Here is a 26406-nt window from a genome sequence, read left to right on the forward strand (position 1 = left end):
CCTACGCCACACCGCCCGCGACTGGCGAAGGCCCCTGGTCGCCATCGGCATCACCGGATGAAACCGGACAGACCTCGATCATGCAAGGGACCCTGCGTCCGGAACTGCGCACGACATCAGGTGTGAGCATTCTCGCGATGGGCTGACCGAAGCCGGTCAGGGGGTGATCAGGGCGGCGGGACGACATTTCTCAGGTATCACGCACCCATGGGCTGGAGAGCAGTCCAGGACTCAAAGGCCGGATTCCGTCCATGCGTCAAGGCCGGAATAAGCCGCTTGCGTGCCGATGTCGCGCCGTGTGAAGGTGCATGGAAGATTGTGTGGCATTTACAGTCGGTCAACATGGGGGAAAGCGTCATATGGTATTGAATGCCCGAGTCGGTCGCCTTGCATCGTTGGGGCTGGCTTCGGCTCTTTCGGGGCTCCTCGCCATCGCACCGTCGGCGAGACCAGCCGACAACGCCGATGGTCCTTCTGTAACCTCCGTCATCCTCAATCCGGAGAAGCGGAATGCAGAGTTCAGCACTCCTGCGCTGGACCGGATAAAGAAGGCCGCAGAGGCGGGCGGGGTATCCCTGAAAGAAGCCATCCACGACTACCTGGCGAAGCCCGCGGCCGCGGCTGCAGCGGCGAAGAGCGCTTCCGTCGAGGAGCCGGACGGGCCCGTGAGTACGCCGAGTTCCTCGATCGACCAGCTGACGGCCGGAGAGATCGAAGACATCGAGGCCATGGCTGCAGGAGATGGGGTGAATCTCGAGGAGGCGCTCAACCGCTACGGCTGGCAGGAGCAGTTCATCGCAGTCGCGGATGAACTGGAGGCCAAGTATCCGGATACGTTCGCGGGTGCGGAGAAACTCGAGAAGAGTGCCTAGTTCGCTTTCAAGGGAGCGGCTCCGGCCGATGCGTTGGAGCTCGCGTCGTCCCTTCCCGTCCCCGTCGAGGTTGTGAGCAACAAGGGGTACAGCGAAGCCGAACTTGCCGCCGGCGCGGCGGCCGAGGCGGCGGTATGGGCGGCGAAGGCAGATGTCAAGAACTACAACGCGGCCTACGACATTCGCTCAGGCGAGATCCGGGTGGAGGTTGAGCCGGAGAACTCCGAAGCCAAGTCCCGCCTGAGCCTGAGTGCAGTGAACGCCACTGCGAGGGGCGCTGAAGACGAACGCATTCCGGTCGTCGTGAACATCGTCGAAGATGCGGGGCTGGTTCAGGAGGACGGAAAGATACGCGGCGGTGGCCTGCTCACAGGGTGCACGGCCGGATTCAACCTCAAGTACAACACGTCGAATACAAAGCGTCTGGGCACGGCAGGGCACTGCACCACCGGTAGTTCGTCCAAGTACGCCAACCATCCCGGGACGGGCGGGTCCGCTGCGGTCGATGTCGTCTGGTCCCACCAGGGAGGCTGGGGGGACATCGGTTATACGACGCACGGAGGCAAGACTCCCACCCGAACCTTCTACCACGACTGGAACAAGACCAGGTATGTGGATAAGCGCTCGGGAATGCCGGCCGTCGGTACTTCGGTCTGCCATTTCGGAATCGTATCCGGCAAGAAATGCAGCACCGTAAAATACCGAGACGTCACCGCTGGCGTGCTCAAGCATTTGGTGCTTACCAAGAGCGACGTCTCCGAAGGTGGTGACAGTGGCGGTCCGTGGTACGTTGGGGGTACCGCTGTCGGAATTCACACCGGTACGACAATTAGGGGCGGGGCTGTTCGCAGTGTCTTCACGCCCGCTTATCTTTATCAAAACCGCGGATTCGATGTCTGGCGTCGATAAAGAGCGAATCTGATCCTGTGGGGCAGGCGAGACCGCCTGCCCCACAGGTATATGTCCACATATCTACAGAGAGGCTAGGTTCATGTACTTTCCGCGCAAGCTCAGGTGTTCTGTGCTTGTTTCCGGCCTGCTCGCTCTCGCTGCTTGTGGGAGCGGAGAGAGCGAAGGGGAGACTTCTACGGACGGCCTCTCGCTCAAGGGAAAGAACCCGCAGATCGTGGTCCACAGCAGCGAACTGGCCGCAGATATGTTGGTGGGCGGACGTCTCGAATACCTCGCGGCGGGCGACTGCCTGCTCGTGCGTGCCGATCAGGGGGGCAAGGAAGTCACTGTTGCGCCACTCTGGCCGAAGGGTGTCGAGCCGACGAGCAAGGGCGGCAAGAACGGGGTCGAGGTCCCGGAGTTCGGCTCGATTCTGGAAGGTGCCACGATCAAGGCGAGCGGCTCCTTCTGGAAAGCTGACGATTCACGGGCGAAGGATCTGGACATCGCCTCCGCTTGCCGACCCGAAGCTGGATTCATCGTATTCAACGCCGACTCTTTCAAATGACCTCACTGCTGTCACATTTCGTCACTGTTGATCAGCGATGGGACTGAGACAGGTGACGCCCGAACCGAGAGGTGAGGCGCCGCTCGATCGAGATATCTCGTACGCGCCAGGTAATGGCCCGGACCTCGAAGTCGCTGAGGGAAACGACTACCCCGGCAGCAAGTTGACATACGCGTCCGGTCGACATGACGGAGAAGCTCGGGAACCCCTTGGATTCCCGGGCTCCCGCGTGCGGCTACTGGGTGACGAACTGCGTGAGGATCGCCTGGACCTCGTAGATGTCCACACCCTTGGTGAACGTCTTCTCGATCGGTTCGTGGGTGCCGGACAGCCAGATCTTCAGCTCGGCGTCGAGGTCGAAGTGACCGGCCGTCTCCACCGAGAAGTGCGTGATGCTGCGGTACGGGACGGAGTGGTACTCCACCTTCTTGCCGGTGATCCCCTGTTTGTCGATCAGGATGAGGCGGCGGTCGGTGAACAGGATGGTGTCGCGGATCAGCAGGAACGCGGCGTGGAGCTGCTCACCGTGACCCAGCAGACGTGCGTAGTCCTGCTGGGCCTTGCCGGGATTGACGGTGTGCGCGTTTCCGAACAGTGCCATGTACCGGGAGACGCCGACCCGGGCCTGCGGGGTTGCCTCCCGACTACGCTGCGCTACTCGGCCTGACCGCCGAAGCGCTCCTTGTACGCCTCCAGGTCGTCCTCCGTCAGCTTCGCGAAGAGGACCGGCGGGACGGTGAAGGGCGTGCCGGCCGGGACGGCGTCCAGGGAGCGGGCCTGCTCGGCGGTGACCCAGGTGGCGGTGTCGTCCTTGAGGGCGAAGGCGCTGCGCATGGCTGCCGCGGAGGTCGGGATGAAGGGCTCGGAGACCACCGCGTAGAGGTGGATGAGGTTCATCGCCGTGCGCAGGGTGAGGGCCGCAGCCTCCTGGTCGGTCTTGATCTCCAGCCAGGGGGCCTTCTCCTCCAGGTAGGAGTTGCCCGCCGACCACAGCGCGCGGAGCGCCGCCGCCGCCTTGCGGAACTGGAGCGCCTCCATGTGCTCCTCGTACTCCGCGAGGAGACGGGCGATCTCCTCGCCCAGCTTCGCCTCGGCCTCACCGGCCGCCGCGCCCGCGGGGACCTCGTCGCCGAAACGCTTGCGGGAGAAGGACAGGACACGGTTGACGAAGTTGCCGAGGGTGTCGGCGAGGTCCTTGTTGACCGTGGCGGTGAAGTGCTCCCAGGTGAAGGACGAGTCGTCCGACTCCGGGGCGTTGGCGATCAGGAAGTAGCGCCAGTAGTCCGCCGGGAGGATCTCCAGGGCCTGGTCGGTGAAGACGCCCCGCTTCTGCGAGGTGGAGAACTTCCCGCCGTAGTACGTCAGCCAGTTGAACGCCTTGACGACGTCGACCTTCTTCCACGGCTCCCGGATGCCCAGCTCCGTGGCCGGGAACATCACGGTGTGGAAGGGGACGTTGTCCTTCGCCATGAACTCCGTGTAGCGGACGTCGGTGTCGACGTCGAACCACCAGGACTTCCAGTCGCGGTTCTCCGGGTCCTGGTCCGACCACTCCTTCGTCGCGCCGATGTACTCGATCGGCGCGTCGAACCACACGTAGAAGACCTTGCCCTCGGCCGCCAGCTCCGGCCAGGTATCCGCGGGGACCGGGACGCCCCAGTCCAGGTCACGGGTGATCGCCCGGTCGTGCAGGCCCTCGGTCAGCCACTTGCGGGCGATGGACGACGCCAGCTGCGGCCACTGGTGCTCGTGCGCCGCGACCCAGGCCTCGACCTCGTGCTGGAGCTTGGACTGGAGGAGGAAGAGGTGCTTGGTCTCGCGGACCTCCAGGTCCGTGGAGCCGGAGATGGCGGAGCGGGGGTTGATCAGGTCGGTCGGGTCCAGCACGCGGGTGCAGTTCTCGCACTGGTCGCCGCGGGCCTTGTCGTAGCCGCAGTGCGGGCAGGTGCCCTCGACATAGCGGTCCGGGAGGAAACGGCCGTCGGTGGGCGAGTACACCTGGCGGATCGCCCGCTCCTCGATGAACCCGTTCTCCTTCAGCCGGCGGGCGAAGTGCTGGGTGATCTCGACGTTCTGCGGGGAGGAGCTCCGGCCGAAGTAGTCGAACGCGAGGGCGAAGCCGTCGTAGACGGCCTTCTGCGCGTCGTGCGCCTGCGCGCAGAACTCGGCCACGGGGAGGCCCAGCTCCTTGGCCGCCAGCTCGGCCGGGGTGCCGTGCTCGTCCGTCGCACAGATGTACAGGACGTCATGGCCACGCTGGCGGAGGTACCGGGAGTACACGTCCGCCGGGAGCATGGACCCCACCATGTTGCCCAGGTGCTTGATCCCGTTGATGTACGGAAGGGCGCTGGTGATGAGGTGTCGAGCCATCGGGGGATGCTCCCAGGTCGGTCGATTTCGTAAGGCGTGAGTCTTGAAATCCTAGCCGACACGGGGGTGCCGCCCGCCTCCCGTTTTGCGGGGTGGGAAGCGGACGGCACGGGACGTCCCGGTGAGGGGCGCGGGTGGAGGGTTAAGGGCGCCAGGCGGCCAGGATGCCCTCGTAGACCTCGGCGTCCGTCAGCTCGCGCGGGGTCTCGCCGGCCAGGAAGTGCGAGGCGTTCTCCGTCTTGAGCTTGCGGAGGTAGTCGAAGGCCTTGTTGTCCGGGTCACCGAAGGCGACGAAGGCGAAGTGGACGCCGGGGTGGCTCTTCGCCGCCTCCGTGAGCGCCTGGGTGGCGGGGGTCTTCGCGTCCGGGGCGCCGTCGGTCTGGAAGACGACGAGGGCGGGCGCGGTGGGATCCGCCGACTTCTGGTGCTGGGCGAGCACCTCCTCGACGGCCGCGTGGTAGCTGGTGCGACCCATGCGGCCGAGGCCGTTGTGCAGCTCGTCGATCTTGTTCTCGTGCTCGGTGAGGGTGAGCTCGCCGGTGCCGTCGAGTTCGGTGGAGAAGAACACGACGGGGACGGTGGCCTCGGGGTCGAGGTGGGCGGCGAGGGCGAGAGTCTGCTCGCCGAGGGCCTGGGCGGAGCCGTCCTTGTAGTACGGGCGCATCGACGCGGAGCGGTCGAGGACGAGGTACACCTTGGCGCGGGCGCCGGTGAGGTCGTGCTCCTTCAGGACGCTGCCGGCGGCCTTGTAGGCGGTGGAGAGGCCGGGGGCGCGGGAGCGGATGCGGGTGGCCGGGGTGGCGGGGCCGGCGGACTCGGCTTCGCCGTCGGCGACCGCGGGTTCGGGGGCGACCGCGGGTTCGGAAGCGGTCGCGGGTTCGGGCGCGTCGGCGTCTTCGGGCAGGTCCGAGGGGTCCGCCACGTCCGCGGGCTGCGCGGGGGTGCCGGCTGCCGCGACGACCTCGGGAGCGGCCTCCGGCTCGGAGGCGGCGACCGCTTCCGGCTCGGGTGCCTTCACCGGCTCCGGCTCGGGTGCCTGCTCGGCTTCCGGCTCGGGTGCCTTCGCTGCGTCCGGCTCGGACTCCGCCTCAGGAGTCTCCTTCGGCTCCGCCTCGGCGGCAGCCTCCGGCTCCGAGGACTCGGCGGCCTCGGGCTCGGGCGCCGTGATGGCCGCGGGCTCGGCGTCAGTCTCGACCTGCGGCTCCGGGGCAGTCTTGGCCTGCGGCTCCGCGCCGGTCTCCGTCTGCGGCTCGGCGTCGGCCTCCTTCGGGGCCGTCTGCTCCGCCACGGCCTCGGGCTCGCCCTTCGCGACGGGCTCCGCCTCGGCCGCAGACTCCGCCTCGGCTACTGCGGAGGTCTCCGCCACCGAGGGCTCCGCCTCGGCGACGGCCCCGGTCTCCCGGGCGGCCTCCGCTTCGGCCTCAACCACAGGCTCGGTCTCAGCCGCAGCCTCCGCCTTCGGCTCGGCGGCTGCCCCGGCCTCCGCCGCAGGCTGAACCTCGGCTTCGGCCGCCGCAGGCTCGGCCTCATCCTTCGTCTCGACGACCGGCTCCGCCTCGACGCCCGGCTCCGCCTCGACCACCGGCTCGGCCACGGCGGCGGTCTCAGCCGCAGACTCCGCCTCGACCCGCGCCTCTTCCTCCGCCTCGGCCTTCGCCGCCGCGGGCTGGACCTCAACCTCGGCCTCGGCCTTCGCCGCCGCAGGCTGGACCTCAACCTCGGCCTCGGCCGCAGCCTCGGGCTCCGTCACCGGCGTACCGCTCTCCGGCTCGGCCTCTCTCTCGACCACGGCCGCCGCGGGCTCGGCCTCAGCCTTCGCCTCGACGACCGGCTCGGGCTCGACCACCGTCGCCTCGGCCGCCGCGGGCTTCGCCTCGGGCTCGACCACCGTCGCCTCGGCCGCCGCGGGCTTCGCCTCGGGCTCGACCACCGTCGCCTCGGCCGCCGCGGGCTTCGCCTCGGGTTCCTCGGCCTTCGCCGTCTCGGCCTTCGCCTCCGTCACCGGTGTCTCGGCCTTCGGGTCGGTCGCTGCCGGCTCGGGGTCCTCCGCCCGCGGCTTCGGCACCGTCACGTTGTCGAAGGCCGCGGAGACCAGCTCGTCGACGACGGATGTGGTCGGCTTGGCCTCGGCCCCCTGCGCCGGAAGCTTCGGCTCGGTCTCCTGGGCCGGAAGCTTCGGCTCGGCCTCCTGCTGGGAGGACCCCTCGGTGATCGGATCAGCCCTTCGCGGGGACTCCGGCTCCGCCGGGGAGACCTGCTCCGCCTCCTGCGAAGGGACCGTGTCGCGTTCCTTGCGTGAGCGGGAGAACGCGTTCCGCAGGAGAGAGAGAATGCCCATGTGCGCAACCCTTCGAGTGAGTTGTAGCCCGTCAATCCCTGGCCAGGACGGACACGTAAGGTTAGCCGCCGCGTTTGGCGATCTTGGGGTGGGGCGGGAGGTTTCTCTAACCCCGCGACCGGGAGCTGTCAATACCGCCCCAACTGCCGTGGGTTCACCTGCCGTTCACTCTCCGTCCCCGTTCTCGAACACACGCGCCCCTAACGTCGCGCTCACACCAAAGGCACATAAGAGGGAGCGCAACGTGCGCAAGCTGCTGCCCATGATCGGCTCGCACCCCGGCGGCCGTTCCGCCCTGACCTGTCGGTACCGCTGTGGTGACGCCTGCTTCCACGAGGTGCCGAACACCAGCGCCAACGAGTACGTGGGCGACGTCATCGCCTCGGCGCTCAGCCGCCGGTCCGTGATGCGCGCCGCCGCCGTCGTGACCGTGGCCACCGCGGCCGGTACCGCGACGGCACTCGGCAGCGCCCCGGAGGCGGCCGCGGCCGCCGCCACGGCCGAGGGCGCGGCCAAGAGCACGCCGAAGGGCAGGGGCGCCCGCGGTCTGCGGTTCACCGCCGTCGCGCCCAACACGGCGGACGCCGTGACCGTCCCCGAGGGCTACCGGCAGAACGTCGTCATCCGCTGGGGCGAGCCCATCCTGCGCGGTGCCCCGGCGTTCGACCCGGAGAACCAGACGGCCAAGGCCCAGGCCGGCCAGTTCGGGTACAACTGCGACTTCCTCGCGCTGCTGCCGCTCCCCGGCGAGCGGGGCCGCAAGCTCCTCGTGGCCAACCACGAGTACACCGACGAGGTGCTCATGTTCCGCGGCTACGACCCCGCCGACCCGACCCGCGACCAGGTCGAGGTCGCCTGGGCGGCGCACGGTCTGTCCGCCGTCGTCGTCCAGGAGGACCGGCGGACCGGCAGGCTCACCGCCGTGCCCCGGCACCACCTCAACCGGCGCGTCACCGCCACCACCGAGTTCCGGCTGACCGGCCCGGCCGCCGGCTCCGACCTCCTCAAGACCTCCGCCGACCCGACCGGCCGCAAGGTCCTCGGCACGCTCAACAACTGCTCCGGCGGCACCACTCCCTGGGGCACCACGCTGCACGGCGAGGAGAACTTCAACCAGTACTTCGCCAACAGCAGCCGTCCCACCGACAAGCGGTACGGCATCGGCACCGGCGCCACCGAGCGCAAGTGGGAGCGGTTCGACAAGCGGTTCGACGTGGCCCAGGAGCCGAACGAGCCGCACCGCTTCGGGTACGTGGTCGAGTTCGACCCGTACGACCCGGCGTCCACGCCCCGCAAGCACACCGCGCTCGGCCGCTTCAAGCACGAGGCCGCCACCATCCGGCTCACCGCCGACGGCCGCCCCGTCGTCTACTCCGGTGACGACGAGCGCTTCGACTACTTCTACAAGTTCGTCAGCAGCAAGCGGATGAAGAAGGGGTCGGGCCGCGCCGTGCGCGAGCACAACCTCTCGCTGCTCGACGAGGGCACCCTCTACGTCGCCAAGCTCACCGGCGACTCCCCCGCCATCGAGATCGACGGCACGGGCAGGCTCCCGGCCGACGGTGAGTTCGACGGCAGCGGCGAGTGGATCCCGCTGGCCACCGCGACCGCCAAGGGCGCCGTCTCGCACGTGGAGGGCATGACGGCCGACGAGGTCTTCGTCTTCACACGGCTCGCCGGTGACAAGGTCGGCGCGACGAAGATGGACCGGCCCGAGGACATCGAGCCCAACCCGGTCACCGGCAAGGTGTACGTCGCCCTCACCAACAACTCCAACCGCGGCAAGTCCGGCTTCGCCGCCGCCGACGAGGCCAACCCCCGCAACGCCAACAAGCACGGCCAGGTCCTCGAACTCACCGAGCACCGGAACCGGCCCGAGAGCACCAGGTTCGCCTGGCTGCTCTTCCTCGTCGCGGGCGACCCCGACGACCCGGCGACCTACTTCGCGGGCTTCCCGAAGGAGGACGTCTCCCCGATCTCCTGCCCGGACAACGTCGCCTTCGACCCGTACGGCAACCTGTGGATCTCCACCGACGGCAACCAGCTCGGCTCGCACGACGGTCTCTTCGGCGTGGCGACCAGGGGCGAGCGCCGCGGTGAGCTGAAGCAGTTCCTGACCGTGCCGAGCGGCGCCGAGACCTGCGGTCCGATCATCACCGACCGCCGTGTCCTGGTCGCGGTGCAGCACCCGGGCGAGATCGACGGCGCCTCCGTCGAGAACCCCAAGAGCACCTGGCCCGACGGCCCCGGAAAGATCGTCCGTCCGGCGGTGGTGGCGGTGTACCGCGCGGACGGCTGCGACATCGGCGTCTGAGCGAGGTTCAGGGACAGCCGAGGCCGGACAGTTGTCCGTGCAGATGCGAACGCGGGCCGTCCTCCCCCGGGAGGACGGCCCGCGGTGCGTCGGGGTGGGGCTCAGGGAGCCAGGCAGTTCACGCCCGGGGCGCCGGCCGGGTCGAGCAGGCCGGCCGGGTCCAGCAGGGCGGCGGGGTCGACGAGCCCCGTGACGCCGGACGGGGTCTCGGCGAGGCAGGTGACCGTGGCCGTCGGGTCCGGGGCCGCCTGGGCGGCCGGGGCCAGGGTGCCGGCGAGGGCGAGGGTTCCGAGCAGGACGGTGGCGGTGCGCCGCATGGCGAACATCCCCTTGTCAGAAAGGAAGCGAATCGTCCGGTTGGACGTGTCCGATCATTACGGCTTTCCGCCTGCGAACTCGCCTTCCGTCACCCGTGCGGGGCGGGCGTAACGATTCGGCGCTCTGCGTCGGGTTGACCGCCCCGCCCCTACCGGACGACATCCCGGTCGGGCGGTGACGTGATCGCCCGGGCCGCCGCCACCTCCTGCCGCAACGGCTCCAGCACGCTCCCAGGCGGCCCGCTCAGATCGGACCGGACCCCGTAGAGGACGTCCGTCCTGCGCAGTCCGTCCGCCAGCTCGCGCAGCTGCAGGGCCACCTGGTCCACCTCGGCGGCGGTCGGCGGCTCCGCCCCCTGCTTCACCCGGACCCGCGCGGCGGTGGTGGCGTCGACGATCCGTTCCACCGCCACGACCAGCGGCCACCAGGCGGCGGCCCGACGGCCCGTCGGCGGCGGTTCGGTCAGGGCCCGCTGGAACTCCGTGCGGATGGCGGACAGGTCCCGGTAGAGGCGGCGGCGCTTGCGGGCCCGCCCGGTGGGGTCCTCCGCGCCGGGCCCGAAGACGTGTTCCACGTACGCGGCGGTGTCGGCGACGGCGTCCGCGAGCCGGGCGCCCACCCGGGCGTGCCAGCTCTCCGGCCACAGCAGATAGCCCGCGACCAGGGCGATGGCGCAGCCCGCGAGGGAGTCGACGAGCCGGGGCACGAGCAGGCCGGTGCCCTGGTGGTTGAGGATGTCGGAGAGCAGCAGGATCACCGGGGTGATGGCGGCGGTCTGGTAGCCGTAGCCGCGGGGGGTGAAGACGGGGATGAGCGGGGCGAGGCACAGCATCACCGGGACGTCCCACCAGCCGCGCGGGACCTGCGCGAGGATCGCCGCCGCGACGACCAGGCCGACGACCGTGCCGAGGGCCCGCAGCAGCGCGCGGGAGAAGACCGAGCCGAAGTCCGGTTTCAGGACGAAGGTGATGGTCAGCGCCACCCAGTAGGAGCGGGGTACGGCGACGAGGGAGACCAGCGCCTGGGCGATGCCGATGCACAGGGCGAGGCGCAGGCCGTAGCGCCAGGACGCGGCGGACAGCGCCACGTCGCGGGCGGCCCGGGCGGCCCGCACCCGGAGCGGGGCGGTCCGGCCGAGGTGGTCGTCGGCCCGTGACAGGGCGTCCGGCGACCCCTCGGTGACGACCTCGCAGGCGTGCCGCAGCGCCTGGTCGACCGCCCTGCCGATCTCGCTCCTCGGCGTGGGCAGCCGCAGCCCCAGCGGCCCGGAGTACCCGGTGTCGACGGCCTCGGCTACATGGCGCACGGCGACGGGGATCTCGTCGGGCAGCGGGCGGCCGGACAGGCGTACGGCGGGCGCGGCCTCCACGAGCGGGGTGACCGCGTTCAGCTGGGCGAGGAGCCTGACCAGGTCGGGGCTGCGTCCGTGGTGGCGGGCGCGGCGGGCGAGGATCAGGTCGTAGGACTGGTTGAGGGACTGGGTGACGGCGTGCCGTGCGGTGTCGTAGGCGTCGGTGGCGTCCGAGGTGGTCGCCACCAGCAGGTCGGCGACCTTCCGGTAGGTCTCGGCGACGGAGGCGCGTTCCGGTACGCCGGCCCTGAGCGGCCAGGCGAGGAGCGCCTGCACGAGGACGAGGAGGCCGCCGCCGGTCATCAGGACCGGGGCCAGCCACCAGTCGCCCGGCATCGGCAGACCCGCGCCGACCACGGAGTTGAGGAGCAGCAGCAGTCCCGACACGGAGGCGACGGCGCCGATCGTCGAGATCATCCCGGAGACCAGCGCGATCCCGGTGAGCGCGGCGACGGTGACCCAGCCGTGCCCGTACACCAGTGAGCCGAGGGTGATGCCGATCGCGCTGAACACCTGAGGGACCGCGATGTTCAGCAGCCGCATCCGGTACGCGTCCGCCGTGTCGCTGATGACCCCGGACAGGGCGCCCATCGAGGCGAGGGCGCCGTACTCGGGGTGCCCGGCCGCGAGACCCAGGGCGAGCGGCAGGGTCAGGGCGACCGCCGCGCGGGCCACGGCGGGCCGGTTGACGGGGGGTGCCTGCTGCGGTTGGAGGTTCCGGACCAGCCAGTCGGGCGGGGTGAGGCCGATGGCGAACGGGCGGGGCATGCGGCCATTATCACCACCGGAGATCGCCCGATCATGTGAAGTTCTCGGCGGGCCGGGGCGGCGGTGGCGCGCCTCCTCGTCGTGCCCCGGGTGTCAGTTCCGCCGGTGCAGGGTCAGATCGGCGACGACCGCTTTGTGGTCGGTGCCGCCCAGTTTCCGGAAGCGGGTCTCGCGGACGGAGAAGTCCTTCGCGGAGACGAGGACGTGGTCGATCTGGGCGCCGAACCTCGGGGTGGTCCGGGCGGGCCAGGTCGGGGTCCGGTCGTGCCCGGTCAGCCGGGCGGCGTCGCCGAGCCCGGTGTCGAGGATGCCGCGGAAGGCCGCGTGGTCCTGGCTGGCGTTGAAGTCACCGGCGACGATGGTCGGGGTCCGGGTGTCGGCCGCCGCGTACGCGCGCAGCGCGCCGAGCTCCCGCCGCCAGGTGCCGACCTGTCCGGCCAGCGGCGGCATGGGGTGGGCCAGTTGCAGCCGTACGGGGTGGCCCCGGACGTCGGCGACGGCGCCGGGCATGCCCATGGTGGCGGCAATCGGATCGGTGCCCTTGAGGGGGTGGCGGCTGAGGATGACGGAGCCTTCGGAGCCGTATCCCTCGACGGCCCGGCGGTAGGGGTAGGCCGGCTTCTTGCCGCTCAGGTCGCCGAGGGTGTCGCGGAGGGTGGCCGAGCAGGTGGCCTGGCACTCCTGGACGAACACGATGTCCGGACGGTCGCGTTCGACGGCCCGGACGAGGGCGGCGGTCCCGTCGCCGAAGTGCACGTTCGACGTCATGACCCGGATCTCGGCGAGGACCGGCCCGTTCGGCTCGGTGGTCTTCCCGTACGGCTCGATGTACCAGGCCAGCGCGCCGAGCAGCACCACGCCCCAGGTCAGTCCGGTCCAGGAGCGGGCCAGGGCGAAGAGGAGCAGGGCGAGCCCGGTGGGGGCGAGCAGCCAGGGCAGGAACGCGAGGAGCTGGGGGACGGGGGTGAAGGCGTCGACGTCGATCACACGGCAGACGACGACGGCGGTCACCACGGCCAGCAGCAGGACGGCGCAGCCCTTCTTGCCGCCGTGCGTGGCCCGGCGGGGGGTGACCGGCTCCGGCCCCTCGATGGTGGTGCTCTCCAAGGCCGGCCTTCCGTTCGCCCGCGGTGGTCCTGTGCTCCTCATTCAAGGACGAGGTGGGTGGGGGGAAGGTTGCGCGCGGAGAAGCGGGTCCGGGTGCCTGGTCGGCGTGGGGATGGGGGCTGTATGGGGCTACGGGAGGGCGGGGCCGGTCGCGCCGTCGTCCGGGAGGTGCTGCGACCACACGACGCCGGCGGCGCACCTTCCGGCGCCGTGGCGGGCCGACGCGGTGGTGATCGAGATGACCGGCGAGGCGCTGGAGACCGCGCTCGCGGGACCGCGCCGGGGCTGAGCCGACCGGCTTCGGCTCAGGCCTCCGCCTCCTGGTCGGGGGCCGTCGCCAGGGACCACATCACGAAGACGGACGTGGCGATGACGATGACGGACCAGACCGGGGCGTACGGGAGGAACATGAAGTACGCGATGGCGTAGAGCGACGCCAGGGCGATGCCCATGCCGCGGGCCCAGTCCCGGCCCTGGAGGATGCCCCAGCCGGTGAAGGTGAGGACGACTCCGAGGACGAGGTGGATCCAGCCCCAGGTGGTGAGGCTGAACTCGAACACGTAGTCGCCGATGTTGGTGTAGACGTCGTCCGTGGCGATCGCCGCGATGCCGTTGAGGATGCCCAGCACCCCGCTGACCATCATGAGGACACCGGCGAAGACCATTCCGCCGATCGCCCAGGAGGAACCCGAGTGCCTTCCCTGCGGGGGTGTCGGCGTCGAGATGGTCTGGTGGCTGTGGGCGTTGGAACGCGGTTCGGCGCTGTGCTGGGCCATGGGAGGGCCTCCTCGGATGGGCGGACAGCTCATCCGCATGCTCACGCGGCCGCGGGGGCGCCGCATGTGGTGTAGGCCGAACGGGTGACGGCGGCCTCCCGGCCCGCGCTCAGTTTCGGGCTTCCGGTCGGGCGTCCAGTCGGGACAGGAAGTCCTCCAGTGCCTTGTTGAACGCGTCCGGGCGTTCCAGGTTCGGCAGGTGGGCCGCGCCGTCGACCACCCGGAGAACGGAGTCGGGGAGCGCGGCGTGCATGGCCTCGGCGTCGGCGACCGGGGTGTACTCGTCGTCGGCGCCGACGACGACCAGGGCGGGGACGGCGACGCGGGTCAGCAGGTCGTTGTAGTCGGGGCGCTCGGCGCGTCCGCGCAGGGCCGCCGCCGCGCCCTCGGGGTCGGTCGCCGCCATCATGCGGTGCACATGGGCCGCGACCTCGGCGTCCGCGGAGGGCGCGACCATCTTGTACAGCACCTCGTCGGAGTACCCGCCCATCCCCTCCCGCAGCAGCCTGTCGGCCATGGCGTTCCGGGCGCGCCTGCCCTCCTCCGTCTCGGCGGTGGGGAAGGTGTCGGCGAGGACGAGACCGCGGACGCGGTGCGGGAAGAGCCGGTAGCACTCCATGGCGATCTGGCCGCCCATGGACAGGCCCGCGAGGACGAACTCGGGGATGCCGAGGTCGTCGAGGAGCGCCGCGACGTCCTCGGCGAAGGCGGAGAGCGGGGTGACGCCCGGGACGACCGGGGAGGCCCCGTAGCCCCGCAGATCGGGGGCGATGACACGGCGGGACGCGGCGAACGCGGTGGTCTGGGGCCGCCACATCGTGCGGTCGAAGGGGTGGCCGTGGACGAGGACGAGGGGGAGCTTCGACGAACCTGCTTCCCCTTTGTCCTCGTATGCGAGGAAGGGTGCCATGTGCTCGACCCTAGGTCGCCCCAACTCCTCGGTGCAATAAGATCTTTGCCCTCGGTGCAATGCGGGTGGCGTGCCGGGGGAGGGAGGCCGGGCGTGGTGAGCGACTACCGGCGGATCGCGGACCGTATCGCGGAGGAGATCGCCGCCGGGCGGCTGAAGCCGGGGGACCGGCTGCCGCCGCAGCGGGTGTTCGCCCGCCGGCGCGGGATCGCCGGGTCCACCGCCGGGCGCGTGTACGGGGAGCTGGTGCGGCGCGGGCTGGTGGTGGGGGAGGTCGGGCGCGGGACGTTCGTACGGGCGGCGCCGGCGCCGGCGGGCGCCGGGCGGGCGCTGGCGGAGCCGGTCTCCTCGGCGCCGGTGAACCTGGAGCTCAACTACCCTTCCGTGCACGGTCAGGCGGAGCTGCTCGCCGCCGGGCTCGCGCCGCTGCTGCGGACGGATGTGCTGGGGGACGCGCTGGGCCTGGTCCCGGCGAACGGCACGGGCGAGGCGCGTGAGGCGGCGGCCGGGTTGCTCGCGGTGCCCGGTTGGCGTCCGGAGCCGGAGCGGTTCCTCTTCGCCGGGAACGCCCGCCAGGCCATCGCCGCCGCCCTGGCGCATCTCGTCCGGCCCGGGGGCCGGGTCGGGGTCGAGTCCCTCACGTATCCGCTGGTCAAGGAGATCGCCGGGCGGCTGGGGGTGACGCTGGTGCCGCTCGCGACGGACGGGGACGGGCTGCGGCCCGACGCGCTGGCCGCGGCGCACCGGGTGGCGCCCCTGTCCGCGGTGTACGCGCAGCCGACGCTGCACAACCCGACGTCCGTGACGATGCCCCATGCGCGCCGGGCCGAACTGGCCGCATTGGTAAGGGAGTTGGACCTTCCGGTGGTGGAGGACCGGATCTGGGCGTTCCTTGCTGGTGCTGGTGCTGGTGCTGGTGCTGGTGCTGGTGCTGGTGCTGGTGCTGGTGCTGGTGCGGGTATGGGTATGGGTACGGGCGCCGGGACCCCGGGCTTGGTGGGGGACGGACGGGACGACGGCGGTGTGCTGCCGCTGGCGGCGTACGCGCCGGAGCGGGTGTACGTCGTGGACGGGCTGTCCAAGCGGGTGGCGCCGGGGCTGACCGTCGGGTTTCTCGTGGTGCCCGGGGGCCGGGCCGAGGCGGCCGGGCACGCGTTGCGGTCCGGGGGGTGGGCGGCGGGGAGGTTCGCCCTGGAGGCGGCGGTGCGGTGGATCTCGGACGGTACGGTCGCGCGGCTGGTCGCGGCGAAGCGCGAGGACGCGGCGGCCCGGCAGCGGCTCGTGCGCGAGCATCTCGCCGGGTTCGCCGTACGGGGGGACGCGCGCGCCTACTACGCGTGGTGGGAGCTGCCGGAGCCCTGGCGGGCCGACACGTTCTGCGCGGCGGCGGCGGAACGGGGCGTGGCGGTGACACCGGGACCGGCGTTCGGCGTGCCGGCGGTGACCGGTGCCGGGGCCGGGCGGGACCCGGGACACGAGGGCTCGTGGGTCGTGGCCGGCCGGGGCGCGGACGCGCCCGCGGGGGATGGCGGGGTACGGCGGCGCCCGGCCGTGGTGCCCTCGGCGGCTCAACGGCCCGCGGTCGCGCCCGGGGTACCGCACGATGCTCCGCACGCGGGCGGCCGTGGGGAGCACCGCTCGCCGGACGCGTCGGGGCGGCAGGGACCTGCGGGGCACCCGGGGCAACCGGCGCGGCCGGGGCGCGGGGTCAGTGCCTTCAACTGCGTCCGGCTGGGACTTGCGTCGGTGGGTCCGCGGGAGCTGGCGGAGGCGTTGGCGGTGCTGGGCGACGTCGCCCGGGGAGGCCGGTGAGCCAGGCAGCCGCGGCGACGGTGGCGCCGAGGGCGAGGAGGCCCCAGGTGACGGTGCGCAGCGTGGCGGTGAGGGCGTCGTAGACGGCGCCGGCGGCTGCCGGGGAGACGCCCGGGGGCAGGTCGGCGAGGGTGAGGTGGCGGCCGAGGGCGACGGCGAGACCCAGCAGGGCTCCGCCCAGCGCCGTACCCAGCCCCGTCGCGCACACCGCCCGCCGGCGCCGGGTGGCGACCAGGATTCCCGCGGTGGCCAGCAGGAGCGCACCGACCGGCAACCAGAACGCGGCGACTTCGAGCACGCGATACCCCTTCCGCAGCTGGACCAGTTCCTCCGCCGTCAGCACCGTGACCTCGGTGTGCGCGACCGGGATGCGATGCGCGAACGGCACGTGGTCGCGGACGAGTTGGCGCTTGACCCGCTCCCCGACCGGCGCCAGGTCGAGCGTCACCGCTTCCGCCGCCCCGTGCCCGCTGCCGCCGGTGCCCTTCTCCCGTACCGCCCGCAGCACCGCGTCGTGGGCCGCCCTGTTGGCCGTGTGCCACGCGGCACGGAAGGCCTCGGTACGGGTGAAGGACCGGGCCGCGTCGTGGGTGAAGTCCCGCAACGGCTCCCGTAGCGGCGGCCGTACCCGCACCTCGCGCAGGATCGCGCCGGCGACCGCGTCCGCGAGGGCCTCCCGTACGTCCGGGTCGGCGACGAGCGGTGCGGTGACGGCCAGGTAGCGGGCCCGGTCCCCGATCTCGTACGTCGCCCACGCGGCGAGCGCGCCCACCGGCGAGAGCAGGCAGGCGAGCAGGATCAGCGCGGCCGACAGGGGACCCCGGGCACGAGGGAACACCCCTTCAGACAAGGCCCCCGGCCGCTCCCGCGCGAGCGCTCACGCCGCACCTGACTGCGAATGGCCCCCCAGGACAAGCCGAACGGCGGGCGGCACCCCGCCGGACCACCGCCGGGTCACCCCGCCTTCTCCGGTGGAGTGCTCCACCGAACGGGTGTTTCCTGGACAGGGGGAGCAAGGAGGCCGATCATGCGGATTCCACTGGCTCCGCGGACCCTCGCCGCGACCGCTCTCGCCGGCGGTGTCGTCACCGTCGCGGCCCTCGGGACGACGGCCCGGGCGGCCGGCCCGACGCACGACGACCCCTCCGGTGGGCTCGTCCGCGGCACGGTCGTCGCCCGCGGCGACCTCAATCTCCGGGAGCAGCCGACCACCCGCTCGCACGTCGTCGGCTTCGTCGAACCCGGCGCGCACGTCCGTGTCGAGTGCGCCGTACGGGGGCAGAGCGTGTTCGGCGAGCGCCACTGGTACTGGCTCCCCGAGGAGCGCGGCTGGGCCAGCGCGGTGTTCGTGGACACGGGCCACCGCTCCGTGCCGAACTGCACCGACCCGTGCCCTCGCTGGAAGGACTGCGATCCCTGCCGGACGAAGCAAGGGCACGGGCACGACAACGGTTCCGGCTGGGACTCCGGGTCCGTGACCTTCACCTGGACCTTCACCGCCTCCGGGACCTGGGAGTGGGAGGGCTGACCAGGAGGGCTGATCACGCCAGGCGACGGCCCTCCGCGTCCTCGTGCGTGTAGTAGCGGTAGAACGCGGTCACGAAGACGGCCGCGGCGATGACGAGGGAGAGGACCGTGGACTTGAGGACGCTGTCTCCCGCCTGGCTGTAGAGGAAGCCGAAGGCGCAGCCCGCGAAGGCCGCCCACAGCGCGGCGTGCAGTTCCCGGCGCAGCCGGGGCGCGACAGCCTGGACGGCGAGGTGGAGCACCGCGAACACGAACGCGGTCACGAAGCCGAACAGCACGTTCCAGCCGGTGATCGGGCCGGCGTCGCGGTTGATGGCCGCCGCCCAGTAGCCGTAGACGAGACCGAGGACCACGGGCAGGGTCCGGCGCGCGATGGTGTGGGCGCGCGCGCCGAAGACATCGGGTGTGGCCGGGTCCGTCCGCGTCACCGGCGCGCCCGGAGTCCGCTGGACGGGTGAGCCCGGCCTGGGTGCCGTCTGAGCCATGGGAGCACTCCTTCCTTGCCTCCCCCGCGACTGCCCGCCCCGCTTACCAGGTCACACCGGGGGCGTCCCGTCGGCAAGTCGGAGTGCGGGAAGAGGTGCGCACCGGGCGGGTGGCCGGGATGCGCGGGGCGGGGCGGCCGGGATGCGCGGGGCGTGCGGGCGTGTTTCGCTGTGGGGCATGCGGATGCCGATGCCGCGTGCGCGCCGCGCCCCGGACCCCGTGCGGCGGCAGCAGCCGCTGCGGGTGCGCGGCCGCAGCGTCGCCTGGCTTCTGCCGTCGGCGGTGCTGTGCGCCGTCCCGGTGATCGACTGGATGACCAGCGACGACTTCCGGGTCATCTCGTGGCTGGTGCTCGTGCCGGGGATCGCCGCCGCGGTCTGCCGGGTGTGGACGACGGCGGTGTTCGCGGCGCTGTCGATGCTCGTGTACTTCGCGGGCGACAGCGCCTGGCCGCACCAGTACCGCACCGGCCTGCCCGACTTCATCCTTCTCGCCCTCGGCGGTGTGATGTCCGTACTGGCCTGTGCGGTGCGGCTGCGCGCGCAGGAGCGGATGCTGCACATGCGGGCCGTCGTCGACACCACCGGCAAGATCCTGTTGCGCCAGCTGCCGCCGCACGTCGGCGGCCTCGACCACGCCGAGGTGTATCTCGCCGCGGACAGCGAGGCGCGCGTCGGCGGCGACTTCTACGACATCCAGCCCAGCCCGCACGGCACCCGCGTCCTCGTCGGCGATGTGCAGGGCAAGGGTCTCGCGGCGGTGGAGGCGGCGTCCGTGCTGCTCGGCACGTTCCGCGAGGCCGCGTTCCACGAGGCCGCACCCGGCACCGTGGCCGAGCGGCTGGAGACCCGGATGATCCGCCACGTCCGCTACTGCGCCCACGTCGGCCGCGACGACGCCGAGCGTTTCGCGACCGCCGTCCTCCTCGACTTCCCCGAGCTGCGCAGCGAACGCACCGACTGGGGCCCCGACACCACGGGCCTGGACCATCTCACCGTCGACATCGTCAACTTCGGCCACGAACCCCCGCTGCTGGTCTCACCCGACGGCGTACGCGTCGTCGACCTGGGGGACGGACTGCCGCTGGGCCTGAGCGAACTGGAGCCGGTCGGATCGACGGCGGGGGCGGGTGCGGCGGTCACGGCCACCGTGCGGCTCGCTCCCGACGAGTCGCTGCTGCTGGTGACCGACGGCGTGACGGAGGCCCGGGACGGGGACGGGGTGTTCTTCCCGCTCCGCGCCTATCTGAGCCGGGCGCTCGCCGCCGACCCGCGCCCGGCCACCGACCCCGACGCCCTGGTGTGCCTCGTCCGCGACGGCGTCCTCGGCCACACCGGGGGGCATCTCGACGACGATACGACGATCTTCGCGGTGCGCCGCGGCACGGGCACCGGACGAGCCGCCGGCACCGACACGGCCGGCTGACCGGAACCACCCTGAACGGGGCGTTCCCACCCGGTACTTTCCCCTGTTTGCACGCGCAGCGGTTACGGTGCTGGCTGGCGTACGTGATCGATGGGAAGGGAAACCGATGCCCGGAACCGTGCTGCTGCTCGCGGCCTCGCCCGTGGGCAAGGGGTGCCTGGTGGACGCGGCCTCCGTGCTTCCCGTACTGGCGGCCGTCTCGCCCGAGGTGCTGTCCGGCACCGGGACGGCGAACGTCGTCGAACTCGCCGACCCGCTGGAGCCGCAGGCCGTGCTCACCCGGTTGCGGGCGGCGGCCACCGCGCCCGGTCCCCTCACGGTGTACCTCACCGGGCAGCTGCAACTCGACCGCAAGCAGCGGCTCGTCCATCTCGCGCTGGCGCGTACCACCCCTGCCACGGTGCGGTACACCGCCTTCCCCTGGCACTGGGTGGTGGAGGAACTCCGGTTGCGTGCGCCCGGGTCCACGACCCTGTTCCTCGATCTGCACGCCGACGCGGACGTGTGGCGGCAGTTGGCGGGGCGGCCTCTCCCGGTCGGGGCGGGGGTGAGCGTGTACGGGCGGATCGCGCCGCCGCCGTCACGGCGGGGGGTGGCCGTACCGCAGTACATGAGGGCGCTCGCGACCATACTGCGCAGCGGACAGTGCCCGGCCCCCGCGGTGCTGCACGAGCAGGTGCTGCTGCGCACGACGGAGTACGGGGACATCCTCCTGGCCCAGGACGCGACGGCCCCCGGCGGCGTACCCCTGGCACACCCCGCCGCCGTCCTGCCGGAGCCGGCCGGGTCGTTGCCGCCGCCCGGCGTACGGGCGGCCGCCGCACCGTCACCGTCACCGTCGGCCGGCGCGGCGCCCGCAGGTGCCGGGGGTGCCGGGGCCGACGATCCCCATCTCGCCATCACGGCCGCCGTGGAGGACGGGCGGCATGCCGACGCCGACGCTCTCGCCGCCCGGTGGGAGGAGGCCGCTCGGCGGGAGTTCGGGGTGGGCGCGGCGGAGGTGCTGCACTGGCGGGAGGTCCGTGCGGACCTGGCGATGTTCGCCGGGGACGCGGCGCGGAGCTGCGAGATCTGGATGGGTGTGGCGCAGGCGCGGCTGGCCGCGGGGCAGGACGCCGGGGACCCGGTGGTGGAGGCGGCCGTGGACCGGGCCCATCACCAGTGGGGGCAGATCGGCGATCCGAGGCGGGCCCGGGAACTGGGTGCACTGCTCGCCGGGTTGCGGGAGCGCGTGCCGGGGCGGCGGGCCGGGGCCCTGCGGCATGTGCGGCAGCATCTCGCCGAGTTGAGGTCGGCCCAGCACGTACCCGGTTAGCCGAGCCGGGCCGATGAGCCGTCGTTCCGTTCGTCGTAGATCGATGAGCCGTCGATCAGAGCGCGCGCCGGGCCGACCTCGGAGGGGGAGTTGTGCGAGGTCACACCCTTGATGTGCCCTCTCACGCCGATCACTTAAGCGGGCGTGGATCCGGATCGGATCGGAGTTCGGTCAGAGTCCGATCCGAAACTCCCCAAGTCCTGGTAAAAGACACCTCCGCTTGCCAACCGTTCACACCGCCTCCGCATCAGAGCGGTGCCGGGAGCCGGACCCGGAACCACGCGCCGTCGGCGGAGGGTTCGAGGAGGACCGTGCCGCCGTGGGCCGTCGCGATCGCGGCGACGATGCTGAGGCCGAGTCCGCTGCCCGGGGCGCTGGTGGCCTCGCCGCGGACGAAGGGGTCGAAGAGGCGGGCGCGGAGTTCGCGCGGGATACCGGGGCCGTCGTCCATGACCTCGATGACGCGGTAGCCGTCCTCCGTGCCGAGGCCCAGTGTGGTGGTGGTGCCGGGAGGGGTGTGGACGCGGGCGTTGTTGAGCAGGTTGGCGACCAGTTGGTGGAGACGGAGCGGGTCGCCGGTGACGGTGTGGTCGCCGGGGGCGAGGAGCAGCCGGACCGGGTGGTCGGGGTGGCAGTCCCGGGCGGCGGAGGCCGCGTCGCGGCAGAGCTGGGCCAGGTCCACGCCGGTCAGTTGCAGGGGCTGGCCCAGGTCGAGCCGGGTGAGCAGCACGAGTTCGTCGATGAGGGTGCTCATCCGGCCTACCTCGGTGGCGATCCGGCCGAGCGCCTCCTGGCGCATGGGTTCGAAGGCGGGGTCGCCGACGCGGGCGAGTTCGGCGTAGCCGGAGATGGTGGTCAGCGGGTTGCGCAGCTCGTGGCCGGCGGCGGCCATGAACTCCCGCAGTCTGCGCTCCGTCTCCTGCCGTTCCCTCATCTCGCGGCGGCCGAGCCGTCGGGCGCCGAACAGGACGGTGGCGAGCAGCGGGAGTGCGGCGGTGGTCTCCACCTGGAGGAGGCGTTCGACGGCGCGGTGGTCCTCGACCGTCGAGCGGGCGGTGACCACGTAATCGCCCTTGTGGGTGCTGCCGGCCAGGGGGACCCGGACCACCTGGGCACGGTACGTCTCGCCGAACCCGGAGGGGTCGGCGCGTGCCGCGTGCGCCTTGAGCCGGGCGGGGGTCAGGGCGGGGAAGGGGGGCAGGCCCGCCGAACCGGGGTAGCGCTCCACGACCCGACCGCGGGCGTCGAGGACGAGGACGAGGGTGTCCTTGTCGAGGAGGGGCGGGGCGAGGGAGGCGGAGGACCGCTCGGACGCCCGGGATGCGGCCGGGCCGGTCGCGTTCGACGTTCGGGAGGTCGTGGACGTGGCCGGGGACACGGGGGTGGCCGCGGAAGCCCGAGTCTCCGCTGGTGCCGAGGCCGGTGCCGCGTCCGGTGCCGTCGCCGGCCCGGACGGCGAGCCCGGCGCCGGTGCCGACTGTCTGGGGGCTCCCGAGGGCGGGAACACGAGACGGCTGAACCGCTCGATCTCGCGGTCGGTGCGGGCGGTCAGGTGGTGGGCGAGAGTGTGGGCGGAGAGGGCGGCGAGGGTGGCGAGGGTGGCCAGGGTGGCGATCAGCCAGAAGGCGACCGTGCGCCCGCCCGCGCGGGCGTGGCGGATCCGGTGCTCCGGCGCGGAGGGGCCCGGGTGGGGAGGGGGGTGGTCGCTCGGGGTGGCCGTCGCGAGCAGCCCGGCGGCCCTGATGGTCTCGCCCAGTCCGCTGAACCCGCTCATCCGTCCGCTCCTCGCCGGGTGCCGTGCGCCCTGCCCCCGGCGGCTCCCCCGGCCCCACTGCCGCGGGCGGCGGCCCGGGGTGCGCTCAGTTGGTGCACAGTTGGTAGCCCACCCCCCGGACCGTGCGTATCAGCGACTGGCCGGGTTCGCCCAGTTTGCGGCGCAGATAGTAGATGTAGGTGTCGACGACGCCGGAGCCCTCGTCGCGGTGGTTCCAGACCCGTTCCTGGATCTGTCCGCGGGACAGGACGCGGCCGGGGTTCTCCATGAGGTAGCGGAGCAGGGCGAACTCGGTGGTGGTGAGGCCGACGGGGCGGCCGGCGGCCCACACCTGGTGGGCGTCCGCGTCGAGTTGCACCGCCCCGGCGCGCAGCCGGTTGCGGTCGGCGGCGGGCGCGGCACCGCCCGCCCGGCGGAGCAGCGCCCGTACCCGTGCCGCGACCTCCTTGAGTTCGAAGGGCTTCGTGACGAAGTCGTCGCCGCCCATGTCGAGGCCCCGCACCCGGTCGTCGACGCCGCCGAGCCCGGTGAGGAAGAGCACCGGCACCGCGTTGCCGCGCCCGCGCAGCGTCCGGCAGACCTCGAAGCCGCCCAGGTCGGGCAGGTTGACGTCGAGGAGGATCAGATCGGGGTCGTGGCGGGTGACGGCCTGGAGCGCCTGGCGCCCGGTGGCCGCGGGGACCACCTGGTAGCCGAGGAACTCCAGGGCCATGGTGAGCATGGAGCGGATCCCCTCCTCGTCGTCCACGACGAGAAGGCGGCCCGAGTCCGAAGAGACAACAGAGGGCACAGGGGCGGTCATGTCCTGTTCCTTTGCGACCGTGACCTCAAATTGAGATCTCAAGTTTTTCGGCAGGGTCCGCGTATCCTCACACGTACCGGCAGGTAAGGGAGAGCGCTTCAGGGATGATTCGGAATGACTCGTTCCTCACAGTGGAAACGGGAACCACGCCGCCGCCGAATCGTTCCGGCCACCCGCCCCGCCGGCCCCCGCCCTCACCCTCTCCCCTCCCTCTCCTCCCTCCCCAACGCACAGGAGCGCGCCCGGAGTTGAACCGGGCGCGCTCGGGTGGTGAACAACAGGCGGACGGACGTCAGCTCGTGAAGACGAAGTACTTCCAGCTGCCGTGCGTCGTCGTGTTCACGTTGTCGCCGGAGGTGGTGTCGATGTACGAGGCCCGGATACGGAAGCGGACACCCGTGCTCGGGGTACCGGTCAGCTCGACCGCGCCCACGCCGCCGGACTCCAGGGCGAAGTACTGCTGGCCCGTGGTGTGCCAGGCGCCGTCGTAGTACCCCTGGACCTGCACCCGGTACTTGCGGCCCGGGTAGTAGGTCATCCGCGTCGTGAACAGCGGGTCCACGGACTTGCGGAAGTAGTAGTACGTGTGGTTCCAGGCGTAGTTCGTCTTGTAGTGACGGCTCGGGGTCGTCGACACGCTGACGTTGGTGTAGACCCGGCTCGTCGCCGTCACCGGCTTGTAGCGGGCGTCGCCCGCGAACTTGGCCGTGAGCTTGGTGTCACGGGTCAGGTCGAGGGTCACCGACAGGTTGCCCGAGGAGTTCACCGTCCCCGACTTGACCAGCTTGTTCGGCTTGTCGGAGCCGTACGGGTCGGCCCAGATCTCGACCTTGCGGTTCGTGTAGGTCGTACCGAGGTGCGCCGTGAACGAGACGTCCGCGCCGTACGCGTACACGTTGCCGTTCTTGTTGAGCGTCAGCGAGGGGGTGGCACGGGAGACCTCGACGGTGTCGGAGGCGCTCGCGGAAGTGTGCCTGGCGTCGCCCGCGTAGGCGACGGTGTACGTCACCGAACCGCCGGCGGGCGGGGTGTCCTTGAAGGAGTACGTGCCGTCGGTCGTGACCGTCACGCCCGCGAGGGCCTTGCCGGCCGGGGTCTCCAGGTCGGTGCGGGTGACGGTGAGGGTCGTCCCGGGGGCGAAGGCCGTGTCCGAGGTCAGCTTGCCGGTGACCGTCAGTTCCTTGGCGCGGGTGGCCGTCGCGGGCGCGTTGACCGAGAGGGTCGTGGGCGTCGGGACGGTGTCGTCGAGGTCGCGCAGCGCGTAGCCGCCGGTACCGAGGGCGACCACCGCGAACAGGTGCGACTCGTCGGGCGCGAAGGCGAGGCCGCCGGGCACGAGGGTGCCCGCGCCGGTGCCGTCGGCGGTGGCGGTGAAGTCGTGGACGTGCCCGGCCGTGGAGGCGCCTGGTTCGTAGACCCACACGTCCGGCTCGTACATGCCGTCGATGCCCGCGGCGACCGTGCCGTCGGGGGCGATGTCGACGGCGTTCGGGTACGCGTCGGTGGGGTACTTGCCGTCCGGCGTCAGGTCGGACGTCTTGTACACCTGGTGGAAGTAGGGGGCGCCGCTGGCCACCACGAGGTGGGAGCCGTCGGGGGTGAGGGCGAGGTCGCGCAGGTTGCTCGCCACGTAGTCGCCGGTGTTCGGGCCGCTCGCCTTCTTCGCCGCGGTCCCGGACGACACGTCGTAGACGGCCACGGTGATCGGGCTCATGCCCTCGATGCCGGCCGCGAGGGTGTTCGGGGCGCCCGGGGTGGAGGTCAGGGTCGGGGCCGCGTACCAGCCGCCGTCCTGCTTGAGGGTGATCACCGGGTCGGGGCCGGACACGTCGAGGGAGCCGATGTTGCCCTGCGCCGCCGCGCCGTAGCCGAACCACAGCTTGCCGCCGGCCCACGCCGGGTACTGAGGGTCGGTGCCCTCGCCCGTCGGGTACCGCTCGGCCTCGGTGACCGTGGCGGTGTCGATGGCCACGATGGAGTCGTCGCCCGGCACCGCCGCGTACAGCGTGCCCGAGTCGGGGGACAGCTCCAGGCCCTTGGCGCCGGGCAGCGAGGCCACGGTGCCGACGACGTTGCCCGCGTAGTCGGTGGCGACGACCTTGCCGCCGGCCGGGTCGGAGACGAAGACCCGCTGGTGGACCCCGTCGACGACGATGTCGCCCGACGACTGCACCGGCAGCGGGGTGCTGGTGTCGGCGACGGCCGGAGTGGCCCCGGTGACCGCCAGCGCGGCCGAGCTGAAGAGGACGGCCAGCGCGGTGGCCGTCGGAAGGGTGCGCATACGCACGTGTTCGAACCCCCCGGAACGAAAGCGAGAGAGCGTCGCATATGCCTGTACGGCACACGGACGCATTGAGCGAAGACTAGATCAAGCCACTGGCGGGGGGATCACAGGGGGCTTCCGGAACCCGGCCGGAGTCCTGCCGCTGCCGTGCTCACCGTTATGAACTGGGAGAATCCCCCCTCGCGGCAGCCGCGCACCGAGTGGCTCGTGGGCCGCCGTGTGACATTTTCGGACACGGGACCCGGGGTGTCACCGCAGCGGAACGGCCGTGGGGGGGGGGGGGGGGGGCCCGGGCCCCCCCCCCCGCGGGGGCCCCCGGGGGGGGCGGCGGGGGGAATAATTTATAAAAAGAGCCCACGCGGGGTGGGTTTTATGTTTTGGCCGGGGGGGGGGTGGTG

Annotated in this window: 23 protein-coding genes; 9 read left to right on the forward strand and 14 right to left on the reverse strand. The window is 71.8% G+C overall.

Features of this window, described 5'->3' with window-relative positions; all coding sequences use genetic code 11:
- The first annotated feature begins 359 nt into the window (after window positions 1–359).
- The 3 genes from AC067N_RS38355 to AC067N_RS38365 all read left to right on the forward strand — a co-directional run bounded on the left by AC067N_RS38355 (window position 360) and on the right by AC067N_RS38365 (window position 2331).
- Window positions 360–872, forward strand: coding sequence for a hypothetical protein (locus AC067N_RS38355; RefSeq protein ID WP_478683587.1), 513 nt, complete (start codon window positions 360–362; stop codon window positions 870–872).
- Window positions 873–944: 72 nt separating this feature from the next.
- Complete coding sequence (locus AC067N_RS38360) at window positions 945–1781, forward strand: S1 family peptidase (protein ID WP_478683588.1); 837 nt, start codon at window positions 945–947, stop codon at window positions 1779–1781.
- An 82-nt stretch (window positions 1782–1863) separates the two neighbouring features.
- Window positions 1864–2331, forward strand: a complete 468-nt coding sequence (locus AC067N_RS38365; RefSeq protein ID WP_478683589.1) for a hypothetical protein — start codon at window positions 1864–1866, stop codon at window positions 2329–2331.
- A gap of 235 nt (window positions 2332–2566) precedes the next feature.
- On the opposite strand, the gene AC067N_RS38370 is transcribed toward AC067N_RS38365, so the two are convergent.
- The 3 genes from AC067N_RS38370 to AC067N_RS38380 all read right to left on the reverse strand — a co-directional run bounded on the left by AC067N_RS38370 (window position 2567) and on the right by AC067N_RS38380 (window position 7039).
- On the reverse strand, window positions 2567–2932 hold the full coding sequence (locus AC067N_RS38370; RefSeq protein ID WP_478683590.1) for a PH domain-containing protein: 366 nt from the start codon (window positions 2930–2932) through the stop codon (window positions 2567–2569).
- Between the two features lie 53 nt (window positions 2933–2985).
- Window positions 2986–4701, reverse strand: coding sequence for a methionine--tRNA ligase (metG, locus tag AC067N_RS38375; RefSeq protein ID WP_478683591.1), 1716 nt, complete (start codon window positions 4699–4701; stop codon window positions 2986–2988).
- A gap of 142 nt (window positions 4702–4843) precedes the next feature.
- Window positions 4844–7039, reverse strand: coding sequence for a VWA domain-containing protein (locus AC067N_RS38380; RefSeq protein ID WP_478683592.1), 2196 nt, complete (start codon window positions 7037–7039; stop codon window positions 4844–4846).
- Between the two features lie 244 nt (window positions 7040–7283).
- On the opposite strand from AC067N_RS38380, the gene AC067N_RS38385 reads away from it, so the two are divergent.
- Window positions 7284–9353, forward strand: a complete 2070-nt coding sequence (locus AC067N_RS38385) for a PhoX family protein (RefSeq protein WP_478683593.1) — start codon at window positions 7284–7286, stop codon at window positions 9351–9353.
- Between the two features lie 101 nt (window positions 9354–9454).
- Here the strand turns inward: AC067N_RS38385 and AC067N_RS38390 are convergent, their stop codons facing one another.
- The 3 genes from AC067N_RS38390 to AC067N_RS38400 all read right to left on the reverse strand — a co-directional run bounded on the left by AC067N_RS38390 (window position 9455) and on the right by AC067N_RS38400 (window position 12897).
- A complete protein-coding gene (locus AC067N_RS38390; protein ID WP_478683594.1) occupies window positions 9455–9670 on the reverse strand; it encodes a hypothetical protein in 216 nt (71 codons plus the stop codon).
- A gap of 149 nt (window positions 9671–9819) precedes the next feature.
- The gene (locus AC067N_RS38395) at window positions 9820–11790 is read right to left on the reverse strand and encodes an FUSC family protein (protein WP_478683595.1); all 1971 of its coding nucleotides are present in this window, start codon (window positions 11788–11790) and stop codon (window positions 9820–9822) included.
- A 93-nt stretch (window positions 11791–11883) separates the two neighbouring features.
- A complete protein-coding gene (locus AC067N_RS38400; protein ID WP_478683596.1) occupies window positions 11884–12897 on the reverse strand; it encodes an endonuclease/exonuclease/phosphatase family protein in 1014 nt (337 codons plus the stop codon).
- A 112-nt stretch (window positions 12898–13009) separates the two neighbouring features.
- Here AC067N_RS38400 and AC067N_RS38405 point away from each other — a divergent pair, with 112 nt between their 5' ends.
- Window positions 13010–13186 (forward strand): hypothetical protein, encoded by a 177-nt coding sequence (locus AC067N_RS38405; RefSeq protein WP_478683597.1) that lies wholly within the window; start codon window positions 13010–13012, stop codon window positions 13184–13186.
- A 16-nt stretch (window positions 13187–13202) separates the two neighbouring features.
- Here AC067N_RS38405 and AC067N_RS38410 read toward each other — a convergent pair whose 3' ends face one another.
- Both AC067N_RS38410 and AC067N_RS38415 read right to left on the reverse strand, forming a co-directional pair.
- Window positions 13203–13673, reverse strand: coding sequence for a DUF7144 family membrane protein (locus tag AC067N_RS38410; RefSeq protein ID WP_478683598.1), 471 nt, complete (start codon window positions 13671–13673; stop codon window positions 13203–13205).
- Window positions 13674–13782: 109 nt separating this feature from the next.
- Window positions 13783–14583, reverse strand: coding sequence for an alpha/beta fold hydrolase (locus AC067N_RS38415; protein WP_478683599.1), 801 nt, complete (start codon window positions 14581–14583; stop codon window positions 13783–13785).
- A gap of 96 nt (window positions 14584–14679) precedes the next feature.
- Here AC067N_RS38415 and AC067N_RS38420 point away from each other — a divergent pair, with 96 nt between their 5' ends.
- Window positions 14680–16395 (forward strand): aminotransferase-like domain-containing protein, encoded by a 1716-nt coding sequence (locus tag AC067N_RS38420; RefSeq protein ID WP_478683609.1) that lies wholly within the window; start codon window positions 14680–14682, stop codon window positions 16393–16395.
- Here AC067N_RS38420 and AC067N_RS38425 read toward each other — a convergent pair.
- On the reverse strand, window positions 16301–17245 hold the full coding sequence (locus tag AC067N_RS38425; protein WP_478683600.1) for a hypothetical protein: 945 nt from the start codon (window positions 17243–17245) through the stop codon (window positions 16301–16303). The two genes, AC067N_RS38420 and AC067N_RS38425, sit on opposite strands and share 95 nt — an antisense overlap.
- Window positions 17246–17422: 177 nt before the next feature.
- Here AC067N_RS38425 and AC067N_RS38430 point away from each other — a divergent pair, with 177 nt between their 5' ends.
- Window positions 17423–17923: an SH3 domain-containing protein gene (locus tag AC067N_RS38430; RefSeq protein WP_478683601.1), complete on the forward strand. Its 501-nt coding sequence runs from the start codon at window positions 17423–17425 to the stop codon at window positions 17921–17923.
- Between the two features lie 13 nt (window positions 17924–17936).
- On the opposite strand, the gene AC067N_RS38435 is transcribed toward AC067N_RS38430, so the two are convergent.
- Entirely contained in the window at window positions 17937–18407 is a 471-nt protein-coding gene (locus AC067N_RS38435; RefSeq protein ID WP_478683602.1) for a hypothetical protein, read from the reverse strand.
- Window positions 18408–18585: 178 nt separating this feature from the next.
- Between AC067N_RS38435 and AC067N_RS38440 the strand changes: the two genes are divergently transcribed.
- Together AC067N_RS38440 and AC067N_RS38445 are read left to right on the forward strand one after the other, a co-directional pair.
- Window positions 18586–19833: a PP2C family protein-serine/threonine phosphatase gene (locus tag AC067N_RS38440; protein ID WP_478683603.1), complete on the forward strand. Its 1248-nt coding sequence runs from the start codon at window positions 18586–18588 to the stop codon at window positions 19831–19833.
- Between the two features lie 106 nt (window positions 19834–19939).
- A complete protein-coding gene (locus AC067N_RS38445) occupies window positions 19940–21148 on the forward strand; it encodes a hypothetical protein (protein ID WP_478683604.1) in 1209 nt (402 codons plus the stop codon).
- Here the strand turns inward: AC067N_RS38445 and AC067N_RS38450 are convergent.
- From AC067N_RS38450 to AC067N_RS38465, 4 genes are all read right to left on the reverse strand, one after another.
- The gene (locus AC067N_RS38450; protein WP_478683605.1) at window positions 21145–21273 is read right to left on the reverse strand and encodes a hypothetical protein; all 129 of its coding nucleotides are present in this window, start codon (window positions 21271–21273) and stop codon (window positions 21145–21147) included. The two genes, AC067N_RS38445 and AC067N_RS38450, sit on opposite strands and share 4 nt — an antisense overlap.
- Window positions 21274–21395: 122 nt before the next feature.
- Window positions 21396–22922 carry a sensor histidine kinase gene (locus AC067N_RS38455; RefSeq protein WP_478683606.1) on the reverse strand — a complete coding sequence of 509 codons (1527 nt, stop codon included), beginning with the start codon at window positions 22920–22922 and terminating at the stop codon, window positions 21396–21398.
- 85 nt (window positions 22923–23007) lie between these two features.
- Window positions 23008–23724, reverse strand: coding sequence for a response regulator transcription factor (locus tag AC067N_RS38460; RefSeq protein ID WP_478683607.1), 717 nt, complete (start codon window positions 23722–23724; stop codon window positions 23008–23010).
- Between the two features lie 292 nt (window positions 23725–24016).
- The gene (locus AC067N_RS38465) at window positions 24017–26005 is read right to left on the reverse strand and encodes a YncE family protein (protein WP_478683608.1); all 1989 of its coding nucleotides are present in this window, start codon (window positions 26003–26005) and stop codon (window positions 24017–24019) included.
- Between the last annotated feature and the right edge of the window lie 401 nt (window positions 26006–26406).

The organism is Streptomyces sp. NPDC042364 (assembly GCF_056437585.1).